Raw genomic sequence first — 20,858 nt, 5'->3', positions numbered from 1 at the left:
AAACCCGTTCCTACCGTCCAGAAAAACCAGACTTTTAACCAGCCTTCTGGTCGGATTGGCGCGATTTTGTTTCGTCTTGCCCATTAGGGGAGAGAAACGGCGATATTTGTCCCACCGCCGGTGCTGTTTGATCTGTCATTAACCAAAGCGTGTATTTCTGAAACCTGGGATGAGTAAGGAATAGCTTTAGATTCCTTTCTGTCATTTGCACCCCTTTCATTTCGTAGTTAGTTAACGTGTTGTATGAAATGCCAATCATTTCCGCTAACTGAGTCCTTCCTATGCCTTCTGCCTCTCGAATTTGACGAATTTTCTTTCCTGCGCTTGACGATTCGGTCATATGTGACATATCCTTTGTGTCAGTTGTGACTCATTAGACCATCCCTAAGACGCCCTAACAGCGCCCAAGGGGCCAACGCAAGAGGATAACAAATGGCGGAACTCACAGACAGCACGATGTCCCAGCTGATAACGCCGGAACTTTTTGCTGACTACATCGGCAAGACACCGAGCGCCGTGCGCAAGATGGCGGCGGCGAACAAACTCCCGGTGATCCGGATGAAAGACCCGGCCAACCCAGAAGGCCAGGGGGAGATCTACATACACAAGGGCGAGTGGGATGCATTTGCTGATCACTTAGTTTCAGTGGCTGGACCTGAGTGGCATTCCTGGAAAGACCGTCTTATGACTACCGGGCCGGCAGTTGCAGCAAAACGCGCTCAGGGCAGCAAAGCGGCAGGCACACGTGGAGCGGGGAGAAAAAGCGCATGAGCACCAACACCCCATTCTGGATCATGCTGGCCCGTGAAGGTGAAACCACCGACGGTCGCCATATCAGCGCCGAAACATTGATCGCACTGGCGGAAAGCTATTCCCCTAGTTTTCACTGCGCACCAGTTCGCAAGGGCTACTTTCATCGCATACCGGTGCATAACATCGGGGAAATCATCGGTGCAAAAACGGAAATTAACGACGACGCCGTTTGCTTATATGTGCTGATTCAGCCAAACGAAAAATGGTTTAGCGCCCTTACTGAACTCGAACTGGAGGCCGTTCCGGTATACCCAGCCATGGAATACATGCCGTGCATGGTCGTTATCGGTGCGCCATACATTAAAGGAATGGCATTAACGACCGAACCAGTGATTAAAAAACTTGAGCCGCTGAATAAATACATGGTGAAAGTATGAGCGCTATGTACCCAGAGATGCTAAACGCCTTATTACAGCGATACCACTTTGCAGCAAATAGCGGATTTACCCACGAGGACAGTGCTCGTCGCACACTCCTTAATGGGCTGGAAAATGCCGTCAGCTTTGCTTATTGCTGTGAAGATATTAGTTTAGCAAAGGCATTTCAGGATAAGTTTGAAGCGCTGAAAAATGAAGGCGTAATTCCAAGACCCATTTAACCAACCGTGTTTTAAATAAATGCATTTTAATTAATGAGAGGATTGTTATATGCAACTTAAAGACCTGCCAGAATGTGCGCAAAGTGCCGCCTGTAATCTGCTGGCTGATGCTTATCACAGGACACTGAACAAAACAGCAGAAGCCGAGAGAATTCGTGATGCATTTATCGCGTTTTACAGTGAAGCTAAAAATGCTGGCACATATGAAAACTTGAAATCAGCGGCAGAAGATACTGCGGGCAGCATTTTCAGCAAGAAATATTCAGAGCATGGCGAACGCAAAGAATTTATTTTCCTTGGGCCGGGTATTGAGGAGGGCAAAGAGCCGGTAATTATCGACAAAAGTGAATTCATTGCAGCGCATAAAACAAATGATGGCGTAGTTATTCTGCTTAGTAACACAGATAAGCAGATCTACATGAGCGGCGATGCCGAGATGCTCATGGATCAACTGCGTAAAGAACTGGATAGAGAGAACGGATTCAAGAATATGTTCGTATTTGCACCAAAAGGCATTGCAGGCGTTATCCCGACACCTATTTGCGATACGCCCATGTGTAAAGTGGCAAGGGTTCATTACATGGTGGTAACGGACACATCAAATGAAGAGATTGCAATTAACTGCAATGAAATTTTGTCCATTGCGAAATCTGGCGACGGGGTAAAGATTACTTTTAATAACGGCATGCAAGAGTTCGTAGCGATGGATTATCAAACGGCTGTTAATGCAGCATGGGGCACCACGAACAAAGGATGAGGCAAAGCCTCATCCAAGAATACTACCCATTAATAGCAGAAAGCTTCTCGTTGAGTTTATTTTCAACCCAGCTGTAAGCCTCGTCGAAATCCTGAGGTGGAGAGAAACGGCCGAGTTTGCTGCGAATGGTGGGGAGTCCGCTAGGTTTGGTTTCTTCATTACCAGCCAGCAAGATGCAAGTTTGATTAAAGATATACAGTACTTTTTGTTCGTCAGTCATGACGACTCCTTATTGGTTGTTGGAAATCCACGCCTGGAACATCCGGCAAGGTAGCACCAGGCGCGGAGACCATACCAACGTGTGCGCCGGTCACACAACAAAAACCGGCCCCCATCTGAAAGCGCAGCCCCCACCTTTAACCGGTGGGATTGGCGTCCAAAGGGGATGCGCTTTCAAATGGGCAATACTCAGCATAGCGAGGTAGCAATAATGCAAAATTCAGCCAGCACCGGAAACCTGACCGCCGAGCAGATCGCCCGCGGTTTGTCCCATGCAGCCAAATTAAAGCGCCTCGTGACCAATGCCAGGGTAGAAAAGAATTTAGTGCGCGAGTTTTTCGACAATCTACGCATTAGCCGTTACCGCTCGGTGATCTATTTCTGGGCACGTATTGGCACAGAACGCCACCGCCTGCATTTTGAGGAATTAACAGAACGCGAGCGCATCGCCATTATTAACGCCATGCTGGAAATGCGCGAATTGGTGCATGAGTTCCCCAAAGATATATTGCACGACGATGCGAAGTTAATTTAACCGGAAATATTAGCAATGACATTTAGGCGCTTAACCGCGCCGGGACTCCCATTACCTAAATAAAGGAAAAACGATGCGACACATTATGCTTGATCTGGAAACCATGGATAAAACCCCCACCGCCGCCATTGTGGCGATCGGTGCCGTAGCATTTGATTTCGATACAGGTACGCTCGGCAAGCGGTTCTACCAGCGCGTTGACCTCGAAAGCAGCCAACAATGCGGCGGCACCATCGGCGCTGACACAGTGAAGTGGTGGTTACGCCAAAGCGCCGAAGCCCGTAGCGAAATTGCCACCGATAACGCCGTACATATTCGCCAGGCTTTGGGTGAGATGGGGTGTTTTATTCTGCGTAACAGCCCGCATCCTGATGCTTTCATATGGGCCAAGGGCACCGATTTTGATATTCCGATCATCACCTCAGCTATGGACCGCATCGACCTGATGCCTACATGGAAGTTCTGGAATACTCGCGATGTTAGGACCTTCGAGCACGCAGCCAGAGATGCCGGTATGGATCTGCGCACCGCCGTGCCGTTCGACGGCGAGAAGCACAACGCGTTGCACGACGCCATTCACCAGGCCAAGACCGTCATTCACATCTGGCAGCAACTCATGGCACCACACCGCCAGAGTCAGCAGCCATGAGAGCCCGCTTGTCTGGCCCACAGGCTGATCGGCGCATTTATGCGAAGGCCGCAGCGCTGCTCTCACGCTTTGATCGTGGCGAAAAGGTTTACACCAAAACCAAACGTTTTGCCTATCTGGAAATCCGTGTCACCGCGTGGTGGCGATTATTAAGCAAAAACCGCGGCGTAAGTTGGAAATTAATGACGCACGCAGCCTTTGATAACGAGGTGAATAAATAATGGATGTCTTCATTCTTTTGGCGTTATTCGCCGCTCAACTGTTTGTCCTTATCCGGAGTGATTGGGTTTACCGGCAACGCTGCATCGTTATTGATTGTTACGGGCCGCTCTATTACGAGCTGTTGCCGTCCTATTCCGTCATGTTCTGGAAGTGCTGGATCTGGGATGTGAATAAATTCTTATCAACAGGAAAAACAAAATGAATAAAGAAACGAAAAAAGGCGGACTGGGTTTCCTGTCCATTCTGGCGCTTATTTTTATCACCCTAAAATTGATGGGGTACATCACCTGGTCGTGGTGGTGGGTCACGGCGCCATTGTGGGGACTTCCAGCAGTAATCATTATCGCTTTAGCGATCATGTTTATGTTTGTTGGCGCAGTAGTCTGCTGGGAGAAACGTAACAGATGATCCGCTCCCTGCTCAAATGGGCGGGCAGCAAAGCCCGCATCATGGATGCCCTGCGCCAGCACCTGCCAGATGGCAACCGCCTGATCGAGCCGTTCGCCGGCTCCGCATCGGTATTCCTCAACACCGATTACAACAGCTGCCTGCTGGCAGACATCAATCCGGATTTAATCGGTCTGTTTAATGTCGCGTCAAACGCGCCGGACGACCTAATAGATTGCGCCAAACTATTCTTCAGGTTCGACAACAACGAGGCGCGATTCCGGGTTATCCGCGACAGCTTCAACAGCTGCGAAGATACCTTTTGCCGCGCAGTGATGTTCCTGTATCTGAACCGCCATTGTTACAACGGCCTGTGCCGTTACAACCTTAACGGTGAGTTCAATGTCCCTTATGGCAAATACAAAGCGCCTTATTTCCCAGAAGAAGAGATCCGCCAGTTCGCCGAGAAGGCCAGGAACGCCGTATTCCTCTGCCTGGATTTTGAGGAAACCATCGAGATGGCCGGCACCGGCGACGTGATTTATTGCGATCCGCCGTACATCCCTGCATCCAGCACCGCCAATTTCACCAAATACCACACTGCCGGTTTCACCCCTGAAGACCACAGCCGAATGATCGCCGCACTGCACGCCGCAGTCGCACGCGGTAGCCAGGTCGTCGTCTCCAATGCTGACGTTGCTGCAGATCTCTACCAGCAGGCCGGCTTTACCGTTCACCACACCACCGCACCGCGTTCAATCAGTTGCAATGGTGAACAGCGTCAGGCTGTGGGCGAGATTATCGCAACGCTAGGGGTAACAGCGTGAAAAAACACAACCTAAAGATCCACCCAGAACACCTCGCCGCCGTCACCTGCGGCGTGAAAAAAGCCGAATTCCGCCGTAACGACCGCGACTTTGCTGCCGGCGATCTGCTGTGCCTGAACGGGTACGGCCAACACCCCGAGTTAGAACACCTGGAGGGATTTACCGGCGAGTACATCTGGGTACGCATCACCCACATCACCGACCTGACCGAATGGGCACCGGGTTACGTCATGCTGAGCATAGAGCGGGGGCCGTTTTCACTATGAACACCGAAAAGTTACTGAGCGAACTGAGCAAGCCGGTGGTGTGGCCTAACGGCTGCAATGAAACCGCCGTGAATGCACTGCGTTATCTGGCTGAGAAACCTAGGCCGAGCTACGGGAACAGCATGTACAACACCGAGCATCTTTACATGATCGCCCGTGAAGTTGAGCGCATGTCCAGCCAACATCTCTACTCGCAAGAGTGCGTATCCGCCCTGCTGGCAGAGCTGGAAAAGAAAGACCGCGAAATTGCTGTAATAGCGATGGTTACAAATGACCAAGTGAATGATGTGGCAGACCATTGGCGCGATACGCTAACTGAATCGCAGACAGAACTTGAAGAGAAAGACCGGCGTTTAGCCGAGCTGGAAGCCAGCGAGCTGAACCTTATCGCTGAACGTGATAGAGCAGAAGACATCATTGCAGAAATGTATGAGGCTGCAACAGGAAATCGCCCTGAATGGAGTAACTGCTTTGACTTTGCTGACGCTGTAGAGGAAGTGGCACGGGTGCGCGCTGCTGACCGCAAGTGCGAGGGAGTGCGTGAATGATGCGAAAATCACCCATCGCCACCACCATCGAAGCCGCCTGCGGCCATCGCCAGAAACGATATGACAACCATATAGCCGCATACATCAATCGCCATTACAGTCGCATACGCGGGCGTAGTTGCGGAAAAACCTACCAGGCATGCCAGCAACATCTGATCCAGCAGGTGCTACGGATTTCTGCTGGCGCAACGCTGAGATTCCGTTCAGCCGGCAGACCATCGCAACCCATGCAGCGGATCTTCGGCTATGACTCCGGCGACGGCGAAGAGCAGGCGGCGACATGCGCATTCCGGCGCGATCCTATCACCGGGGCGTTAACCCTGATGTCAATGGACATCGTGGAGAGAAAAACCGGCGATCGCCGTGTTATGCATATCGATGAATGGCCTTGGTTTTATGAGTAAAGACACCCGCGGCCGCCACGCCCCAACACCCCCGCCGCCATTTACTGACAGCGGTGCAGCAACCATCAACTACGCCTTCCCGTGGAACGCGCCTCACTCTGCCATCAAACGCGAAGATTTTGCCACTACACCTACCGCCTCCCCGCTCGCTCAGTGGATTAAGCTGGAACTAAAAGAGCGCAAAAAGGAAGAGCAGGCCCAAATAGCCCGCATTCGCGGAAACCTGACCGACGCCGAACGCGCCCGCTTGGCGCGCCGCGATTATCTGATAGCCGAATCTGAGGAGCGAGAACTTGAACGCGACACACTCATCAGTCGCAATCGCCTTGCACGCAAGAAAATAACGGATGATGAAGATGTCGAGCTGATCGCTGCGCTATCTCTGCTGCCTAAACACATCAAACAGCCACTACTGGCGCGCCTTAACATTTATCGCCGCCAACAAGTACAGGCTATCGCCGAGGGGCGTAATCAGCGTCCGGCACGCAAATTCCTGCGCGGCACAATCAAACGCGTGCTCCCGCGGATTGAGCAGATCAACAAACGCAACCAGACGATAGCTTATCGCTACATCGCCGGGCGCGAACGCCTGGACGAGTTGCTACGCCTGCCAGAGCTGAGCAAGCGTGAGGTGCAGTTACTCGCCACCCTCACCGCCGGCGCCATGGAAAGCCTGTTCAGCCGGGAATGCGAGAAGCACCTAACCAGCGAAGCAACACCGCAGGATATTTTGCGCGTCTATACCACTGTCGCCCATGAAACGCTACGCCTCAACATCACTCCACCATGCTGGGCCGCACTGGATGTCAGTCGCCGCCAGCGTGGCGAAACGCCTTACCACCTGTTGCCGGGTGCGCTAGCCCGCCTGTGCTGTGCCACCTGGTGGCAACGCAAGCTCTGGCGCTACCGTTGCGAGTGGCGCGAGGAGCAACTGCGCGCCGCATGCCTGGTGAGTCGCACAACGTCCGCCTACGTCAGCCAGGATGCACTGGTACATCACCGGGAACAGCGCCGCCGCACGCGCGAGTTTCTGAAAGCTTATGAGCTGGTCAACGATGACGGGTTCAGCATCGACATGGAATCGGTCTATTTCGCGGGCAACAGCAATCCGAAGCACCGCCGCGTTGAGATGATGATCACTGTCAAAGGGATGCAGGAGATCGCCGAAACTCGCGGCGACAATGCCTTTTGGTTCACGATCACCTGCCCATCGAAGTATCACGCCACCCTAATAAACAGCGGTTCACCTAACCCCAAGTGGGCCGCCAGCACCGTTCGCGACAGCAGCGATTACCTGGTGAACTTGTTCGCCGGTGTGCGCAAAAAGCTTAGCCGCAAAGGGCTGCGCTGGTATGGCGTACGCGTCGCCGAACCCAATCACGACGGCACCGTACACTGGCACGTCATGGTGTTCTGTCGTCCGGAAGACCAAGAGGCGATCACCGATATCCTGCGCGAGTTTGCTATCCGCGAAGACCGTGCCGAACTGGGCAACAATATTACCCCGCGGTTCAAAGTCGAGCAGATCACCAAAGAGAAAGGCTCGCCACTGAGCTATATCGCCGCCTACATCGGTAAAAACATCGACGGAAGCAAGCTGACCCAGCCAGACCCAAAAACTGGCGAGCCGCCCGTTGACCATGAGAGCGGCAAGAGTATGGCAGACACCGTAGAGCACGCCATCGCCTGGGCATCCCTCCACCGGGTGCGCCAGTTCCAGTTTTTCGGCATCCCATCACGCCAGACCTATCGCGAACTCCGGCGCCTGGCCGGCCAGCTTGCCCGGCAGGGCAAGGATGGCAAGAAACGGCAACGCCTCACAGATAAAGCGATGGATGACGTACTGTCAGCTGCCGATGCCGGCTGCATCACGTCGTACATCCTGAAGCAAGGCGGGATCTTGCGACCTCGCAAAGAGCACGTCGTCCGTACCGCCTACGCCGAAGCCGACAAGCCAAACGACTACGGCGAACACGGTATACAGATCTTCGGTGTCTGGTCGCCCCAACTCGGAGCTGCATCACGCATTTGCACTCACGTTGATAACTGGCAGCGGATCAGAAAAGCCGTAAAACCGGACGGAGAAGCCGATCGTCAAGGGGTTGACGTTGACCCTCAGGGCGGCCCCGCCGTCCCTTGGACCCGTGGCAATAACTGTCCCATTGAGCAAAAAACCAGCGAAACAGGGATGGATAACGCCACGGATAAAGAGCCGGAGCGCATCAATTTCGAGCAACTAACCCGGCACCAGCGGCGCATATTGCTCAACAGGATCCGCAATACGGCCCCACCAAGCAGAAAGGCAGAGGAGACGGGGATGACACGACAACCACCACCGGTCAGCGAAAGCACACCAGAGGACACCATTACGGAAGCGCTGCGTGCGCTCGGCATCACGCCGGAGCCACCGCAGGTTATCAGCCTGCTGGCCGGTGAAGCCGTAGATTGCGGCGATGGCTACACCTTCCGCCTGGCCGGCAGCAGCCTGCTGGAAGTGCCAGCACTGATGGCCAGGGAAGACGACGATGAAACACCGCCACCGAGCTACCGCACTGGCGATATTGCGCAACTTGCCGCCGCACTTGGCATCCGGCTGGAGCCGTGGGAAATCAACGCGCTGCTGCGTGGCGCAACGCTGGATATCGGCGGAGGCGAAGCCATCAGGCTGCGCGGCGATCGCCTCGAGCCGGTCAGGCGGACAATGGCACCATTTTAAGTAATGACACAAAAAGGCCCCTTAACAGGCAAAAACGGGAACGAAATAGAAAAATGCCGCCAGCGGCAACCGCGTAAATCACCATTTTTCTATTTCATGACCAAAAACCGCCGTTTAAACGGCATTTCATGACCCACACAGCAAAGAGGCAACATAATGAAAATCTTTATCGATGACGGCTCTACCGCGATCAAAATGGCATGGCAAGAGAACGGCGAACAGCGCACGCTACGCAGCCCCAACAGCTTTAAGCCTGAGTGGTCAACACCGTTCGGCGACCAGTTGCCAGCCAACTACCTGCTGGACGGCGAGCGCTATTCCTTCGATCCTATCAGCCCGGATGCCATCAGAACCACGCACACCCGCTATCAGTACAGCGATGTGAACGTGATCGCCATCCATCACGCCCTGCTCAAAACCGGCCTGTCGCCGCAGCCGGTCGATGTGGAAGTCACGCTACCGCTGGGTGAATACCTGGACGAGCACAACCAGCCTAACCGTGACAACATCCAGCGCAAGCAGCGCAATATTCTGCGCCCGGTAATGCTCAACGGCGGCGAGATCTTCACCATTCGCAATGTGCGCGTGATGCCGGAATCCATCCCGGCTGGCTTCGATATTGTGAAAGACCTGGACGAGCTGGACTCCTTGCTGATTGTTGACCTGGGCGGTACCACGCTGGACGTGGCGCAGGTGCGCGGCCAGTTCACCGGCATCACCAAGACCTTTTGCGATCCGGGTATTGGTGTGTCACTCATGACCGAGGCAGTCAAATCTGCCCTTGCTGCAGCGAACACGCGCGCCAGCAGTTACTTCGCTGACGATCTGATCCTGCACCGCCATGATGTGCCATACCTGCGCACCCGCGTGAACGATGCCGCCCAGTTCGACCAGGTACTAAACGCCCTGCAAGAAAAAGAGGCCATGCTGAATCGCCGCGTACAGCTCGCGATCGAGCGTTTTTCTGGATATACGCACGTTGCCGTTGTTGGCGGCGGCGCTAACATCGTCGAAGCGGCAGTACGGAAAGTTACCGCAGTCCCGGACGCGCGTTTCTTTGAAAGCCTCGCACCTCAGTTTGATCTGGTAAACGGCCTGTATCAAATGGGGACACCGCAGTGAGCAATCGCAAGATAAGTTTTTACCTGAAGCCCGCGCATTCGCGGGCCGACCTTCTGGCCGATGAGATGCTGGCAGAACTCCCCGTCAAAGCACGGGGTAACGCCTGCCGGGCCGCCATGCTGGCTGGTATGGCGCTCATGCGTCAAGATCCACGCTTGCCGCACCTGATTGCAGAATTGTTCGACGAGCGCACCACCATCAGCCAGATCCGCCACCTCATCAGCAGTGTACTGCCGGAGGGCGGCGCACCGCTGGCGGCGGCGTTGCAGCAACTGGCTGCACTGGCTAAACCCGATGAGATTAACTTTCCACCCACACCGACAACACACGCGCATTCGGAACCATCAGACAATGCCGCGCGCACCCGGCAGAACGCCAGCAACCTGTTTCCTGGCTAGCAGTTACGGCGAGTGACTTCACAACTTGACTTCATTCGCCGTAATTCTATAATTGACTTCATAAAGTGACTTCACGGAAGGTTAAATGAAAGAACAGGTATCAGAACTACGGAAGCGCCAAAAAGCAACGCTGGAACAGATATTCAAATCACCCGTTCCCGCCGGGATTAAATGGTCCGATGTGGAGTCACTGATAAAGGCGCTAGGTGGGGAAGTTAAAGAAGGCCGTGGTTCACGGTGCAAGTTTTTGTTAAACGGCAGCATTGCCAACTTTCACCGCCCACATCCATCACCGGACACAGACAAAGGCGCGGTGGTTAACCTCCGCGACTGGCTGGAAAGTATAGGAGTCAAACCATGACAAAAACAGCAGCAACACCCAATACCATGGAGATCGCCGGGCAACCAGCGATTATCAGCTACGTACCCGAAATCGGCGCGTTCCGCGGTAAATTCCTCGGCCTTACCGGTTACTGCGACTTTGTTTCTGACAGCATTCAGGGACTAAAGGCTGAGGGTGAGATCTCACTACGCGAGTTCTTGGAGGATTGCAGCGCCGCAGGAATCGAACCTTATGCGCGCCAGGAAAAAACCAAGACATTTACCCTGCGCTATCCCGAGTCATTTGGCGAGCGCCTGAACCAGGCCGCCGCCGAAAATGAGGTTTCCGTTAATTCCTTCATCGTTGAAACCCTCAACGAGCGGATGAAGCACGCATAGTGTCAGTAGCGACACCCAAGGCCACCATTGTACGACCATTTTTCCGTTGGCATGCTGAAACTGTCGCTACCGATGTAAAACTTGCCCCCCGGGGGTCAGAGTTCGATCGGTATTGACAGATTGAAATTTCCGTTGGTATTAACAATGACACACCCATCCAGGTGTTTACCTCATCGACAGATAAACATGCGTACGCCGATGTCGTGCTCAGTAGGAAAAACACATCATGAATACATTGAAAAAACGCTACCCCCGCGCCTATTTGAAATAAGGCTATACCCAGATCGTGCCATTGCCATACGAAGGCATTACTACAATCAAAAGGACAGTTATTATGGATACGGTTAAAAGACAAGTTACACTGCAATCGCTCCTTTACCCATCAATTATGTTTCTAGATGTCGAAGAATATACAATTGCGTCTAAAGGTCGTTTCAAGTTAGTTTTCAGTAAGAAACCTGTTGTCTGGGAATACACCGAATATAGTGAGGCATACAGTCCTGATAATGTGCTAATAAAACGTGTGTCACTCGCTTTCAACCATGAAGGGCTCATGTACTACCTGCAACCCAATGATGACTTGCCTCAAGATCCTGACTGGCCAGCAACCATAAACGCTCAGTACGGGGGGTACCTGTTGACGTTGTTCGCGTATCCAGAAAAGACGGGCACAATATTCTCCATCAATGCTGGTGAACCTGGTAATGATCAATTGAGCCATACTCTGAAAGGTAGTTCAGAAAATATTAACATTCCTGTTTTCGGGCACGGGGAGAACCTCTTCAGAATCGTTGACTACAATATCTAAAGCAATGTAAACGTTAGCTGTTGTCTGGACTGAATGGCGCACTATCTTGGATGGTGCTGCATGACCAGATGGCACAAGATAACTGATTTATTTAAGCAAACAGCCTCCGGCAAAGCCGGAGGTTTTAGGGTGAGTCCCTCAAAGTCGCTAACAAACCATGAGCCGCACAAGGCTGCTGTTATACGTTCAGCTTTATCTGATCGTCTCTTACGTCTTCTCGTTCCTGGCTGCGGATGTAAGCTCTGACCGTTGCCCCCGGGGAAACGAAATAGTCACGTGCCCAGAAAACTTCGCCGGTGAAGTTTTTACTTCTACCAAAATGCCGGGCTATCGCGCTTTTCCCCTTTAGATAACATACGATCGTCGATACCGAGTGCTTTGGCGAAATGCTGATGCACATGTGGACATGGTCGCACATCAAATGCCCCTCCAGAATCTGGCTGCTCTTCTGGTTCGCAACCTCATGGAATATCTTGCCCATCTCAGAACCATATAAAAACATCACACACCACCATGGCCGCCATCACTTAGCCATTTTTTACCCCAAACACCACTCACTGCACAAAAATGCAATGCATAGGCGCAAGGATCTGCAAGGATCCTTTCAGGATCAAAACCCCCTCCCGGCCCGCGCGGCGTGGGCTTTTCTGCCCCTATGCAGGGTGCACGACTTTTTATGCATTTACTAAAGAGGGCCGGTGTGTGGGGGATCGCGCGCCACCACCCCTGGCGGGGTTTCTGGGTGAGGTTGGGCTGGAGAGGTAGGGAGAGGGAAAACGGCAAAGAAGGCGGCTCAGTACGTCATTAAATAACGACATCACAGCAAGCCGCACAGCGCGCCTGAAATATGGGATGACCGCGCCGTGCGCGTAGTGAAAAACACCGGCAAGCCCTGTTCAGGCTGCAAGTCTGCCGGTTATTCGGTGATGGGCGTGGAGATGGAAACCGAGACGGATTGCTGAGCCGTCAGCTTTTGGCGGAGGTCTGGCCGGGCAGAACGTAGTCACCGAAGCGGACCACTTCAATACCGAGCCAGTCGTTCAACTCCCGCATCCGTTCTTGCAGCGGCACCAGTTCGTTACGGACAAACACCTCACTGGCATCAGTCACACTGCCGAAACCGCCGGTATTGTTCGGGATGATCCCCATCAGCTGAGGCGGTACCCGGTGCACGCTCAACTCGTCATCGCGTGAGGTATTTTTGACATTCAGGAATTCATCCTTGGCCGCCATCTGCGCCAGCGGCATGATCTGCAACCCTTCCTTCTGGCCGTTCGGTGCATAGAGGAACATGCTTTTAAAATTGCCTCGCCCCTTGCCAGACTCGATGGTCTCTTTGATATTGTCGATGTCGGTTTGGTTCTGTACCGGGTCAGTCAAATAGAATACCGATCCCATGAAGGTACCATTGTCATAATATTTGCGGCGGAACAGCGTCGCCGATTCGTTTAACAAGATGCTGTTTATCCCGCACAGATACTGCGGCAGGCCGTAAATCTCCTGGGCAAGATCCGGCTCCAGCAGGTGAAAAACGCTACCTTTAGGAAAGGTATAATACCCTTCGGCGGTGAGCTCATTGCGTTGCAATGAATAATATGTGCCCGGCTTTACGCCGCGGCGCATCACCAGCGCCAGTGAGCGCCGCAACTCCAAGGGCTCACCCAGCATATTTCTGCGCAATTCCAGGTACCCGTTGCCATACACCAGAAAATCCAGCGCCCAACTGTTGAATTCTTTACGACTTAATAGTGGGTGCGGAATGAACGTACTCGCCAGGATATTACGCTTCACAAACAGCGCCGAGCCGTGGTGCGGCGTGGCGCGAAACAGTCGCATCAACCCATCAAAATCAATGGGGGTGTCGTACCAAATCCCATTACTGACACACTCCAGGCATTCCATGATGGCGCCATAATTGAGCACCGACTCAGGCTCACCAAACGTAAACGCCTGTGCTGCAGGTGTTTCTTCCTTCATCGCCAGTGCCTGCTGGCGATCACGATTGCGCTTACTCATCCAATTACCTCAAAACGGAAGCCATTGTTGGCGGAATTGCCTTCGAGCGGCTCATTAAACAGAACATGCATCACCGCCCAGGCCAGGTCAGCATGGCCGACCGCCCCGGAACGGCTGGCGGCATATGTGGCACTGCGACCACTGGTCGTCATCACCTTGCGAATGGCCATGAAGGACTGCGCGATGTCAGTATGACCAGCGTCGAACGCCAGGCGGCCATGGCGGATCACGTTCAGCGCCTTCAGCACCATGTTAGTTTTTACCTCGACGCTGTACTGGATGCGGCGCGCTGCCGGGAAGAACTTCGAGACCAGCTTCCACACAGCATCACCAATGCCAGTCACATCGATGGCGATATGCTCAACGTGGTATTGCTCGGTCAGCCCCTTGATGGCTTTGGCCTGCGCCTCATAGTCATTGCCGTCCCAGCGGTGTCGCTCCAGTACGCGGAACTGACCGCCCGGCACCTCTGGCGGCGCCATCACCACACAACCAGCGCTGTCGCCCCCTTCATTGCCGCCGTTCGGGTCGTACCCGATCCACACCGTGCGGTATGCGAACGGACGCAATAGCAGCGGCTGGAAATCGGCCCACTCTTCCCAGGCATCCACCATGCAACGTTGAAGTGCCTCAAACGGGAACACCGAGGTGCTGTCGTCGATAAACTCGCACAACAGCAAATTGCGGAACTCTTCCGGCGGGTACTCGCGGCGTAACTGCTCCAGGCTGGCCCGGTTAAAACCGCGCGCAATAGCATTTTCAATTGTCACCACCTGACGCAGCTGGCCGTCTTCGAACGGACGAATATCGACCAGTGACGCCGGCGACACATCCAGTTCGATCCGCTCATTTTTGGGGCGACCGACATTAAACGCCTCACCCGACCAAAACGAATAGGCCTCATGGGTCAATGTCGACGGGGTAGAGAAATAGGTCTGGCGGTACTCACTTTGCATCGCCATGCCGGATGCCACCTTGCGCAGCGTCTGGAATTTCGGCACCCAAAAATACTCATCAAAATACAGGTTGCCGGTGTAGCTCTGCGCGGTGCGTGAACTGGTACCGAGAAAATACAGCTTGGCACCGTTCGGCAGCCTGATCGGGTCGCCGCTGAGATCGAGATCGGCCTCCTGCGCAAACTCCAGTATGTAGTTTTTGAACACATGCGCCTGCGCCTTACTGGCAGACAGGAATATCTGATCGCGCCCGGTGTGCATCGCATCGAGCAGCGCCTCACGGGCAAAGTACCAGGTCGCCCCGATTTGGCGCGATTTGAGGATGTTGCGAATGCGGTATTCAGTGTTGTGGCCGGCGCGGTACCAGATTTTCTGGTACTCGTGGATCTGCTCAAAAAACACCGACTCCAACCGCTCAAGCTGCACATCGGTGAAAGCGTTGCGGGTCGGCGGTTTGCGCTTGCCACTGTGGCGGCGCTCGACATTGGGGTTGAGTGTGGCTTCTTTGCCGGTGGCTTCGTATTTGGTGATCCGCGCCTGGCGCTCCATCTGCCGGCTTAGTGCATCCAGCTCCTTCAGGTCGGTATCAGTTTTAACCTCCTTTACCACCAACTGACAGTAGCGCTCAGAGGTCGTCATCTCCACGCGGGACAACGGACTGTAGTTATCCCAGCCGTCGCGCTGCTTCCAGCTGTAGAGGGTATTGGGTTTGACGCCCAGCATTCGGGCGATGCACGAGAGCTTGAGCCCCTGCCAGTAGTGATACATGGCCTGGCGACGAGGATCGAGATCGGCGGCGGTAACGGTGACTTTCATGCTCATGCCGCAAGCCTACCCGCGCCCGCGCCCGACCGATGCCCGACCGACGTTGTGCCAGCGCTGACACAACGCCACCGCGTTGCCGCCCCGGCTTTGCATCGTGACTATAGCCAAAAATCATTCAGCAAAGCGAGCCACGCAATGGGTAAGAAATCGAAATTCGTGCAGGTGTGCGTCGAAGGGGCCACTACCGACGGTCGGGAGATCAGTCGCCAGGATATTCAGGACATCGCAGATACCTACGATCCGAAACTGTATAACGCCCGCGTCAACCTGGAGCATTACCGCGGCATCATGCCAAACGGACCGTTCAAGGCCTACGGCGATGTGACTGGCGTAAAGGCCGAGGAAGTTCAGGAGGGGCCACTCCAGGGCAAACTGGCACTCAAGGCGCAGATTGACGCCACCGACGATCTGGTCGAGATGAACCGCGCTCGCCAGAAGGTGCACTCCAGCATCGAGTTCCACCCCAACTTTGCCAAGACCGGCAAGGCCTATCTGACTGGGTTGGCCGTCACCGATAGCCCGGCAAGTCTCGGTACCGAGATCATGCAGTTCAGTTCCGCCGCTGCTGTTAACCCGCTAGCGCACCGCAAATCAGATCCGGCCTGCCTGTTCACCGCGGCTGAAGAAGTGACGTTCGAGTTTGAGGACATTCCCGACAACAAACCGTCATTGCTGACCAAGGTGAAGGAAATGTTCGCCAGCCGCGACAAGGCCGACAGCAGCCAGATGGACGACGTGCATCTGGCTGTGACGGAAATTGCCGAACACCAACAGCAGCAGGATGAAAAGTTAGTCCAGTTGACCGAACTGGCGACCACCGTCACCCAGTTGAATGAACAGGTCACAGCGCAACAAGCTGAACTCACCGAACTAAAGCAAAAACTCAGCAGCACTGACGCCAGCCAGTCCTTCCGCCCGGAAGTCACCGGCGCGCCAAACGAATTAGTCACAGATTGCTAAAAGGCTGAAAAAACATGATCCCAGAAACAGAGTTGGCGTTTGGTCAATACCTGACGCAGCAAGCCAAGCTTAATGGCATCACGACGGCCATTATCACCGCCGGCAAGAAGTTCACCGTGGTGCCCGCGGTGGCGCAGCGCATTGAAAAACGCATCCAGGAAAGCAGTAACTTCCTGAAAGCGATTAACATCATGCCGGTCATCAATCAGCAGGGTCAAAAGATTGGCCTGGGCGTCAGCGGACCAGCAGCCAGTAATACAGATACCACCCAGAAAGACCGCACCCCGCGTGATCTCAGTGATATGACGGCACAGAACTATTTCTGCCAACAAACCAACTTCGATACCCTGCTGCGTTACGAAAAAATCGACATGTGGGCTGCCTTCCCGAACTTCCAACCCATCTTGCGCGACAGCATCCTGCAACGGCAGGCACTGGACCGCATCATGATCGGCTGGAACGGGACGCACCGCGCTAAGACCTCTGACCCGGTCACCTTCCCGCTGTTGCAGGATGTCGCGCCGGGCTGGCTGCAAAAATGTCGCGATGATGCACCTGAGCGCGTTATGACCGGCGGTAAAGAGGCGACCAAGGTCGTGATCGGCAAAGACGGCGACTATGAAACACTTGATGCCGCCGTGATGGATGCGACCGATAACCTGATCGCCCCGTGGTATCAGGACGATCCAAAGCTGGTTGTGATTTGCGGTCGCCAGTTGCTTGCCGATAAGTATTTCCCGCTGATCAACCAGCAACAGCCCAACAGCGAAGCGCTGGCAGCAGACATCATCATTAGCCAGAAACGCATCGGCGGGTTGCAGGCCGTGCGCGTACCGTACTTCCCGGCCAATGCCCTGATGATCACCCGCCTGGATAACCTGTCTATTTACTGGCAGAAAGGCACCCGCCGCCGCTGCATTCTGGACAACGCCAAACGTGACCAGATTGAAAACTACGAGTCCGTCAACCAGGACTACATCGTCGAAGATTACGAAGGGTGCTGCGTGATCGAAAACATCGAGATGACGCAGACGCCACTGGACGGCAAGGGGCCAGTAGTACAAGAAGATCTGGTAAGTGCCGCAGTAGCAAAAGCCGTTGAAGCCATGGCTGCCGCCTTCCAGCGCATCCCGGCAGCGGAAAGCGCCCGCCAACCAGAGGCGCAAGAAGCCATCGACGCTACCGCGGTAGCGCCTGCACCGCAATCACCGGTCGAGGTACAGGGTGAACAGGCCAAGGCGGAACAACAGACAGACACGCCGCCTGTGCAGGATGGCGCGCCAGATCCGCAGGCTGATGCCAAACCCGACGCGAAAAAAGGCAAGTAAATCATGATGACCCCGGCCCGCAAACATTTTATGCGCGAAACCGCCGCCAGCGTGACTGACGTCGCTCCCCTCTCCCGCATGGAAGCGGGCACCTACAACCTGATGCTGCGCAAGCTGGCAGAAGACAAGCGCAGCCTTGCACGGTTGCAGGGCAGCGACCGTCGCAGCGCCTTCAAGCGAAAAGTGCTGCCGGATTATGCCCCCTGGATTGAGGGCGTGCTGCAATCAGGCAAAGGCACGCAGGACGACGTGCTGGTGACGGTCATGATTTGGCTGATTGACATCGGCGAGCCTGGCGTCGCACTGCCGTTGGCGGGCTACGCGCTAAAGTCCGGCCTCACCATGCCAGGCTATGACCGAAATACAGCAACAATTGTCGCCGAGGAGATCGCCAACGCCGCGCTGGCACAGCACAGTCTGTCGCAACCACTGGACCTGACTGTGCTGCAGCACACACTGGAGCTCACCGCTGGCGAAGATATGCCGGATGAGGCACGTTCCAAGCTGCTGAAAGCCCTGGGCTATGCGCTGGAGCAGGCCGGTCAGCAACCGCAGGCAGTGATCGCCTTTGAGCAAGCCCTGCGCCTCAACCAGCGCGCCGGCGTGAGAAAAGACATTGCCCGCCTGAACAAGGCGGACGAGTAACCGAACCCCCAACCAGGGCGGAACAGCGGTGGCGTACGCCAGCCTTCGGGCTACAGCAAGCAACGCCGCTGTCCACCGCCCGTCCCTTTTATCGAGGTCGCATGAACGGTTTTATCGCAGCCGAACCCGCAGCCAAAAAAGCCAACATCATCAGTAACGGCGACTTCTGGCCGGCCATTTGCCCACTGGGATTCACCAGCGCCATGCGCCTTGACGGTACGATCACGCCAGAACGCCAGCGCGAGGCGCTCATCACCGCGATGGTAAACGTCAATCGCGAGCTGCAAGCCTGGCGGCTAATACAGCAAGACCTGGGCAACCTCACCCTGGGTGACGTGCCGTATGACGACCCGGTCGACGGCGAGAGCCCCAGGGTACACAACTACCGCCGGGCGGTGTTTTGTATCGCCAAGGCCAACATCACCGAGCGCTACCGGGATTTTGACGCCACCGCCAAGGGTGACCGCCGCGCTGCCAGCCTGGAAAGTGAGGTCGATGATTTGTGGCGGGATGCTCGCTGGGCCATGCGCGAGTTGCAGGGGCTCAATCACAACACCGTGGCGCTTATCTGATGAAGGTCGTCGCCCAGCAGCGCGAAACCATCGAAATGATCTGCTATCGGTACTACGGCAAAACCGCCGGCGTCACCGAGGCGGTGATGGATGCCAATCCGGGCATTGCGGATTTCGGGGTGTTTTTGCCCTATGGCTACGCCGTCGAGATGCCGGACCAGGTCGTCGCACCGGCCAACGACACAGTTCAATTATGGGATTAACACCGCGAGATTTTAGGAAGGTATTCAATGAACAAGCTCAAGAGTACATGGATTGCCGGCATTTTGTTGACCGCAGCGATCGCCGCTCTGGCTGCCTGCTCTGCTGTGTCATTCACGCACGTAAATAACGCGAAAGGACAAAGCGTCACCAACGCTGAAATTCAACCGAACAATACGGTGGTACTGACATACCCAAACGGCTCGGCATGCATTGATACAAACCCGGGCGAAAGCACCACCTGCACCGGGCAGGAGAAATAGCATGCGTAATCTGAAACTCACCGCGCTCACACTGCTGTCGTCCCTGCTAATTTCCGGCTGCGTCTCGCCGGGATTGGGCGTACAGGTCACTTCCAGCGTCCCCATGAGCGTGACGCGCATGACGTTTCACGGCAACACAGTAATTTTATGCCAGGTAGGTGAATAAACATGCTCAAGCCCGCACTGCTGCGCAAGGCCCTGATGGAAGCCGTGCCGGCATTCCGTAACGATCCGGACAAGCTGAGCCTCTACGTTGAGCATGGCAACATCGTTTCAACGCTGACGCCGTCGCTGTCCCATGAGTATCAGTACACCCTGAGCGTCACCGTGATCGATTTCGGCGGTGACGTGGACCTGGTCATGGTGCCGATCCTCAGTTGGCTGCGCCGGCACCAGCATGACGGCATGGCGAACCCGGACATGCGCCAGGAGGCTTTCCGCTTTGAGGTCGCCATTCTCAATAATGAGAGCTGCGACATTGAAATAGCCCTCAAGCTGACGGAGCGCGTCATCGTGACCGAGGACGACCTCGGCGTCCTGGCCGTCAAGCACACTGACGAACCGCCCACCCCTTACGACAGCCTCGGCCCCTTCCACATGAAGGACGTGCCCGGCAGTGAATGGACGGTGTGACCATGCTAGATGACAATTTTCGCGCCATTGACACCTGGCTACAGGGTTTGCTGGCCCAACTTTCCCCACCGCGGCGTAAGGCGATGAATATTGTGATCGCCCGCGAGCTACGGCGCCGCAACCAAAAGCGCATCACGCAGCAGAAGAACCCCGACGGTTCGCCGTTCGCCGCCCGCAAACGTCTGCGTGACAAGCAGGGGCGTATCCGGCGCGCCATGTTCGCCAGGTTAAAAACGGCCAAAAACATGAAGGTGGCAGCAACACCCAATGAAGCGGCGGTGTTTTTTGAAGGGCGTCGGGGATATATCGCCCGCACGCACCAGTATGGGCTTGAGGACAGCGTCAGCCGCAACGGGCCACGGGTGAAATATCCCGCCCGGCGCCTGCTGGGCTTTGACAACTCCGGAGTTAAAGAGATTGAGCGGCAGATTCTGGATTTTCTGGGGAAAGGTCTTTAACCCGACTGTATC

At 54.8% G+C, this 20,858-nt stretch carries 31 protein-coding genes and 1 pseudogene; 27 read left to right on the top strand and 5 right to left on the bottom strand.

Features of this window, described 5'->3' with window-relative positions; genetic code table 11:
• Nucleotides 1–34: 34 nt before the first annotated feature.
• Entirely contained in the window at nt 35–340 is a 306-nt protein-coding gene (locus tag M2406_RS11625; protein WP_259190117.1) for a helix-turn-helix transcriptional regulator, read from the bottom strand.
• A 92-nt stretch (nt 341–432) separates the two neighbouring features.
• Here M2406_RS11625 and M2406_RS11620 point away from each other — a divergent pair, with 92 nt between their 5' ends.
• From M2406_RS11620 to M2406_RS11605, 4 genes are read left to right on the top strand one after another with little or no spacing between them, the layout of a single operon-like run.
• On the top strand, nt 433–771 hold the full coding sequence (locus M2406_RS11620; RefSeq protein ID WP_259190116.1) for a regulatory phage cox family protein: 339 nt from the start codon (nt 433–435) through the stop codon (nt 769–771).
• Nucleotides 768–1,190: a GPO family capsid scaffolding protein gene (locus M2406_RS11615; RefSeq protein WP_259190115.1), complete on the top strand. Its 423-nt coding sequence runs from the start codon at nt 768–770 to the stop codon at nt 1,188–1,190. Before M2406_RS11620 ends, M2406_RS11615 begins: the two co-directional genes overlap by 4 nt.
• A complete protein-coding gene (locus M2406_RS11610; protein WP_259190114.1) occupies nt 1,187–1,411 on the top strand; it encodes a hypothetical protein in 225 nt (74 codons plus the stop codon). Before M2406_RS11615 ends, M2406_RS11610 begins: the two co-directional genes overlap by 4 nt.
• A gap of 49 nt (nt 1,412–1,460) precedes the next feature.
• The gene (locus M2406_RS11605; protein ID WP_259190113.1) at nt 1,461–2,168 is read left to right on the top strand and encodes a hypothetical protein; all 708 of its coding nucleotides are present in this window, start codon (nt 1,461–1,463) and stop codon (nt 2,166–2,168) included.
• Between the two features lie 22 nt (nt 2,169–2,190).
• On the opposite strand, the gene M2406_RS11600 is transcribed toward M2406_RS11605, so the two are convergent.
• Complete coding sequence (locus M2406_RS11600) at nt 2,191–2,388, bottom strand: hypothetical protein (RefSeq protein ID WP_259190112.1); 198 nt, start codon at nt 2,386–2,388, stop codon at nt 2,191–2,193.
• A 210-nt stretch (nt 2,389–2,598) separates the two neighbouring features.
• Between M2406_RS11600 and M2406_RS11595 the strand changes: the two genes are divergently transcribed.
• The 14 genes from M2406_RS11595 (at nt 2,599) to M2406_RS11530 (ending at nt 11,989) form a co-directional block, all read left to right on the top strand.
• Nucleotides 2,599–2,922, top strand: a complete 324-nt coding sequence (locus M2406_RS11595) for a DUF5347 domain-containing protein (protein ID WP_259190110.1) — start codon at nt 2,599–2,601, stop codon at nt 2,920–2,922.
• A gap of 73 nt (nt 2,923–2,995) precedes the next feature.
• Nucleotides 2,996–3,571, top strand: a complete 576-nt coding sequence (locus M2406_RS11590; protein ID WP_259190109.1) for a 3'-5' exonuclease — start codon at nt 2,996–2,998, stop codon at nt 3,569–3,571.
• Complete coding sequence (locus M2406_RS11585) at nt 3,568–3,792, top strand: hypothetical protein (protein WP_259190108.1); 225 nt, start codon at nt 3,568–3,570, stop codon at nt 3,790–3,792. Before M2406_RS11590 ends, M2406_RS11585 begins: the two co-directional genes overlap by 4 nt.
• Before the next feature lie 199 nt (nt 3,793–3,991).
• Nucleotides 3,992–4,201, top strand: coding sequence for a hypothetical protein (locus M2406_RS11580; protein WP_259190107.1), 210 nt, complete (start codon nt 3,992–3,994; stop codon nt 4,199–4,201).
• Nucleotides 4,198–5,007 (top strand): Dam family site-specific DNA-(adenine-N6)-methyltransferase, encoded by an 810-nt coding sequence (locus tag M2406_RS11575; protein WP_259190106.1) that lies wholly within the window; start codon nt 4,198–4,200, stop codon nt 5,005–5,007. Before M2406_RS11580 ends, M2406_RS11575 begins: the two co-directional genes overlap by 4 nt.
• Complete coding sequence (locus M2406_RS11570; RefSeq protein ID WP_259190105.1) at nt 5,004–5,273, top strand: DUF3850 domain-containing protein; 270 nt, start codon at nt 5,004–5,006, stop codon at nt 5,271–5,273. Before M2406_RS11575 ends, M2406_RS11570 begins: the two co-directional genes overlap by 4 nt.
• A complete protein-coding gene (locus M2406_RS11565) occupies nt 5,270–5,821 on the top strand; it encodes a hypothetical protein (RefSeq protein WP_259190291.1) in 552 nt (183 codons plus the stop codon). The genes M2406_RS11570 and M2406_RS11565 overlap by 4 nt, the downstream gene beginning before the upstream one ends.
• Nucleotides 5,818–6,225, top strand: coding sequence for a hypothetical protein (locus M2406_RS11560; protein ID WP_259190104.1), 408 nt, complete (start codon nt 5,818–5,820; stop codon nt 6,223–6,225). The genes M2406_RS11565 and M2406_RS11560 overlap by 4 nt, the downstream gene beginning before the upstream one ends.
• Entirely contained in the window at nt 6,218–8,941 is a 2,724-nt protein-coding gene (locus M2406_RS11555; protein ID WP_259190103.1) for a replication endonuclease, read from the top strand. The genes M2406_RS11560 and M2406_RS11555 overlap by 8 nt, the downstream gene beginning before the upstream one ends.
• Nucleotides 8,942–9,097: 156 nt before the next feature.
• Complete coding sequence (locus M2406_RS11550) at nt 9,098–10,063, top strand: plasmid segregation protein ParM (RefSeq protein ID WP_259190102.1); 966 nt, start codon at nt 9,098–9,100, stop codon at nt 10,061–10,063.
• The gene (locus M2406_RS11545) at nt 10,060–10,461 is read left to right on the top strand and encodes a plasmid partitioning/stability family protein (RefSeq protein ID WP_259190100.1); all 402 of its coding nucleotides are present in this window, start codon (nt 10,060–10,062) and stop codon (nt 10,459–10,461) included. Before M2406_RS11550 ends, M2406_RS11545 begins: the two co-directional genes overlap by 4 nt.
• An 85-nt stretch (nt 10,462–10,546) precedes the next feature.
• The gene (locus M2406_RS11540) at nt 10,547–10,822 is read left to right on the top strand and encodes a type II toxin-antitoxin system HicA family toxin (RefSeq protein ID WP_259190099.1); all 276 of its coding nucleotides are present in this window, start codon (nt 10,547–10,549) and stop codon (nt 10,820–10,822) included.
• Nucleotides 10,819–11,181 carry a type II toxin-antitoxin system HicB family antitoxin gene (locus M2406_RS11535; RefSeq protein ID WP_259190098.1) on the top strand — a complete coding sequence of 121 codons (363 nt, stop codon included), beginning with the start codon at nt 10,819–10,821 and terminating at the stop codon, nt 11,179–11,181. Before M2406_RS11540 ends, M2406_RS11535 begins: the two co-directional genes overlap by 4 nt.
• A 334-nt stretch (nt 11,182–11,515) precedes the next feature.
• Nucleotides 11,516–11,989 carry a hypothetical protein gene (locus M2406_RS11530; RefSeq protein ID WP_259190096.1) on the top strand — a complete coding sequence of 158 codons (474 nt, stop codon included), beginning with the start codon at nt 11,516–11,518 and terminating at the stop codon, nt 11,987–11,989.
• 178 nt (nt 11,990–12,167) lie between these two features.
• On the opposite strand, the pseudogene tnpA reads toward M2406_RS11530, so the two are convergent.
• The 3 genes and pseudogenes from tnpA to M2406_RS11515 form a co-directional block, all read right to left on the bottom strand.
• Nucleotides 12,168–12,470: pseudogene (gene tnpA, locus M2406_RS11525) on the bottom strand (IS200/IS605 family transposase); the annotation flags it as partial.
• A 485-nt stretch (nt 12,471–12,955) separates the two neighbouring features.
• Nucleotides 12,956–14,005, bottom strand: coding sequence for a phage portal protein (locus tag M2406_RS11520; RefSeq protein ID WP_259190095.1), 1,050 nt, complete (start codon nt 14,003–14,005; stop codon nt 12,956–12,958).
• Nucleotides 14,002–15,777 (bottom strand): terminase large subunit domain-containing protein, encoded by a 1,776-nt coding sequence (locus M2406_RS11515; protein ID WP_259190286.1) that lies wholly within the window; start codon nt 15,775–15,777, stop codon nt 14,002–14,004. Before M2406_RS11515 ends, M2406_RS11520 begins: the two co-directional genes overlap by 4 nt.
• Before the next feature lie 144 nt (nt 15,778–15,921).
• Here M2406_RS11515 and M2406_RS11510 point away from each other — a divergent pair, with 144 nt between their 5' ends.
• The 9 genes from M2406_RS11510 (at nt 15,922) to M2406_RS11470 (ending at nt 20,846) form a co-directional block, all read left to right on the top strand.
• A complete protein-coding gene (locus M2406_RS11510; RefSeq protein WP_259190094.1) occupies nt 15,922–16,746 on the top strand; it encodes a GPO family capsid scaffolding protein in 825 nt (274 codons plus the stop codon).
• Nucleotides 16,747–16,760: 14 nt separating this feature from the next.
• Nucleotides 16,761–18,074 carry a phage major capsid protein, P2 family gene (locus M2406_RS11505; RefSeq protein WP_310473615.1) on the top strand — a complete coding sequence of 438 codons (1,314 nt, stop codon included), beginning with the start codon at nt 16,761–16,763 and terminating at the stop codon, nt 18,072–18,074.
• A gap of 3 nt (nt 18,075–18,077) precedes the next feature.
• Nucleotides 18,078–18,719, top strand: a complete 642-nt coding sequence (gene gpM / locus M2406_RS11500; RefSeq protein ID WP_259190093.1) for a phage terminase small subunit — start codon at nt 18,078–18,080, stop codon at nt 18,717–18,719.
• 101 nt (nt 18,720–18,820) lie between these two features.
• A complete protein-coding gene (locus tag M2406_RS11495; protein ID WP_259190092.1) occupies nt 18,821–19,291 on the top strand; it encodes a head completion/stabilization protein in 471 nt (156 codons plus the stop codon).
• Complete coding sequence (locus M2406_RS11490; RefSeq protein WP_259190091.1) at nt 19,291–19,494, top strand: tail protein X; 204 nt, start codon at nt 19,291–19,293, stop codon at nt 19,492–19,494. The genes M2406_RS11495 and M2406_RS11490 overlap by 1 nt, the downstream gene beginning before the upstream one ends.
• Before the next feature lie 27 nt (nt 19,495–19,521).
• The gene (locus tag M2406_RS11485) at nt 19,522–19,755 is read left to right on the top strand and encodes a hypothetical protein (protein ID WP_259190090.1); all 234 of its coding nucleotides are present in this window, start codon (nt 19,522–19,524) and stop codon (nt 19,753–19,755) included.
• Between the two features lies 1 nt (nt 19,756).
• Nucleotides 19,757–19,921: a hypothetical protein gene (locus M2406_RS11480; protein ID WP_259190088.1), complete on the top strand. Its 165-nt coding sequence runs from the start codon at nt 19,757–19,759 to the stop codon at nt 19,919–19,921.
• 2 nt (nt 19,922–19,923) lie between these two features.
• Nucleotides 19,924–20,388 carry a phage tail protein gene (locus M2406_RS11475; RefSeq protein ID WP_259190086.1) on the top strand — a complete coding sequence of 155 codons (465 nt, stop codon included), beginning with the start codon at nt 19,924–19,926 and terminating at the stop codon, nt 20,386–20,388.
• 2 nt (nt 20,389–20,390) lie between these two features.
• On the top strand, nt 20,391–20,846 hold the full coding sequence (locus M2406_RS11470; RefSeq protein WP_259190085.1) for a phage virion morphogenesis protein: 456 nt from the start codon (nt 20,391–20,393) through the stop codon (nt 20,844–20,846).
• Nucleotides 20,847–20,858: the final 12 nt, after the last annotated feature.

Origin of the sequence: Serratia sp. BIGb0163 (genome assembly GCF_024809935.1) — a bacterium.
GTDB lineage: Bacteria > Pseudomonadota > Gammaproteobacteria > Enterobacterales > Enterobacteriaceae > Serratia > Serratia quinivorans.
Note: the sequence above shows the minus strand (reverse complement) of the source record. Positions and strands in the feature narration are given on the sequence as shown.